The 2,303-nt window shown below is 56.1% G+C and carries 3 protein-coding genes and 1 pseudogene; 2 read left to right on the top strand and 2 right to left on the bottom strand.

Annotated elements, in window-relative coordinates; all coding sequences use genetic code 11:
• The coding region (gene tnpC, locus CFR80_RS17775; protein WP_110507826.1) for an IS66 family transposase at nucleotides 1–664 on the top strand (664 nt) is incomplete at its 5' end.
• Nucleotides 665–690: 26 nt separating this feature from the next.
• Here the strand turns inward: tnpC and CFR80_RS20235 are convergent.
• Together CFR80_RS20235 and CFR80_RS17765 are read right to left on the bottom strand one after the other, a co-directional pair.
• Nucleotides 691–945 (bottom strand): MBL fold metallo-hydrolase, encoded by a 255-nt coding sequence (locus CFR80_RS20235; protein WP_220032767.1) that lies wholly within the window; start codon nucleotides 943–945, stop codon nucleotides 691–693.
• Between the two features lie 11 nt (nucleotides 946–956).
• Nucleotides 957–1,752, bottom strand: a protein-coding gene (locus CFR80_RS17765) for an IS5 family transposase (RefSeq protein ID WP_220032766.1) whose coding sequence is annotated in 2 segments (ribosomal slippage) — nucleotides 957–1,413 and nucleotides 1,412–1,752 — 798 coding nt in all. Because the reading frame shifts where the segments join, the coding sequence is not laid out codon by codon here.
• 391 nt (nucleotides 1,753–2,143) lie between these two features.
• Here CFR80_RS17765 and CFR80_RS17760 point away from each other — a divergent pair.
• A pseudogene (locus CFR80_RS17760) lies at nucleotides 2,144–2,303 on the top strand (IS5/IS1182 family transposase); the annotation flags it as partial.

Here is a 2,303-nt window from a genome sequence, read left to right as displayed (position 1 = left end):
CTGGACCGGCATTCTGCAGTCAGACGCCTATGCGGGTTATAATACTCTGGCGAAACCGGGACGCCAACCCGCGCCGGTTGTCTCCGCCGGATGCTGGGCCCACGGACGCAGAGGGCTGTTCAAAATCGCCGAGAGGGACAAGGCGCCCCTCGCCATAGAGGCAGTAGGCAGGATCGACGCCATATTCCAGGCCGAGCGCACCATCAACGGTACGCCCCCAGAACATCGGCTGGCAGTCCGTCAAACAGACATAGCCCCTCTGGTCGACGATCTGTTCGACTGGATGCGGGAGTGTTGCCGGCGCATGTCGACAAAAAATCCCGTTGCCCACGCCATGAACTATTTTCTCAGACGTGCCGATACATTCACACGATTCCTCACTGACGGCCGGATCTGCCTCTCAAACAATGCAGCAGAACGCGCCCTGCGCGGCATCGCCCTGGGCAGGAAAGCCTGGTTGTTCGCCGGGTCCGATCGTGGCGGAGAGCGCGCCGCCGCCATGTATTCCCTGATCGTCACCGCGCGCCTGAACGATGTCGATCCCCATGCATGGCTCGCTGATGTCCTGGCACGGATCAATGACATTCCCAATCCACGCCTCCATGAACTCCTGCCCTGGCACTGGAAAGCCCACCAGCAGGTCCACAATACCATCGCCGCCTGAATACGCCCGCGTCTCTCGCCGGATGATTACACTACCTTCGGCTCGGTAGATGTTTCGTTTACCACTAGAAATCGTATGAGACCAGAGATATGATCTGCGTCAATGTGACTTGCGATAACCAGATCCAGACGCTCGCCCTTAAGTGCGATCTCCAAAAGATCCGACTTAATATACTCATCAAATGTTTGGGCATAGCCACCATCGACAAGTACATTCGATCCTGCGACACTGAGAAGAAACGCGTCCCCATTTCCAGCCGGGTAGATTTTTATTCGCAACATATTAGGGCCTGTTAGGGCTTGATCCAGTCTGCTGCGGCAGCGATGTGGATGACCGCGAGGAACGACGTTGCTGTTTTTTCGTATCTGGTTGCGACAGCACCCCACTCCTTGAGGCGAGCCCAGAGGTTCTCGACAAAATGTCGACACCGATAGGCCCATTCTGGGCAGGCGACCGACCCATCGCGTCGTTTCGCAGGAATGGCGGGCCGGGCTCCCATGTCCCATATCCGTTCACGAAAGGCGTTAGACGCGTAGCCCTTGTCCGCCACTACCCACAGGGGAATGGAGGGGAGGTTGTCGAGCATGGCTGGTGCCTGGGGCAGTTCATGAGCCTGTCCGGGGGCCAGCGCAAAACCGAAGGCTTTTCCATGTCCGTCAGCGATCACGCAGACTTTCGTGCCATAGCCGCCGCGAGAGCGGCCAAGTGCTTCACGATGGTCCCGTTCTTCGAAAGAGGCCCCTTTTTTGGGCTCCCGCCGCCTTGTGGTGAGCCCTGTTGTTCGTACCATCCAGAAAAGTCATTCCGAACGCCACTCCCTGTTGTTCCTGAACCAGTTCGAGCAAGCGTTCCCATACGCCGAGTTTCGACCAGCGGATGAAAAGCTGCGCCGCCCGCCACCATGGACCCAGTTCAGCGGGGATGCTCCGCCATTTCGCGCCATTCTCATGGCGCCAGAAAATTGCTGCTATCGTACGCCGCAGATCATGGGGTGGCGTCTTGCCCCTTGGGCGAACCGCCTCAACCAGAGGTTCCCAGATCGCCCATGTCTCGTCCGTAAAGGCGCCTGTTCTGTCTCCTTCTTCCATCCCTACAATATGGGAAGAAATTCAAGATCTAACAGGCCCTAGTTCTCTTTTGGGCGAGGCTATCATGCGCGACCGTAGGAAATTGTCAGGCCCCCCTTCATAACGAGATCGATAGGAGTCGCCATGCTTCAATTTTTGCGGATGCAGCCAAGGAATAGTAAACTGTATGCGGTGCACCAGCCCACTTTTGTCTCGAGATCGACCGTCTGCGCCTGATAATTCGGCTTGCGCACGGGTGTTTTTAGTCCAGATCATTATAATCTCAGCAGATTGTGGCAAATAATAATACATTAGAATCAATGCGCTATTCTTTAGTCAGAGCCTGATCCGAAAGTTTTTGAACAATACCAGCCTGTTGTGATTCATCCGTCTTTACGAAGAGATGGAGTGAATGGTGACATGGACTGGTATTGCCCGACGTGAACATAGCCGGGAAGGACTGCGATATCCATCGGATATGATGGACGGGGAATGGGCTTTGATCGTGCCATTTGTGCCCCCTGCGAAACGGGGCGGTCGCCCTCGCACGACGGATATGCGCGAGGTGGTCA

The sequence above is a fragment of the Komagataeibacter oboediens genome (genome assembly GCF_003207815.1).
GTDB classification, from domain to species: Bacteria; Pseudomonadota; Alphaproteobacteria; order Acetobacterales; family Acetobacteraceae; genus Komagataeibacter; species Komagataeibacter oboediens.
The sequence above is the reverse complement of the archived record's forward strand: the minus strand, read 5'-3'. Positions and strand labels throughout refer to the sequence as shown.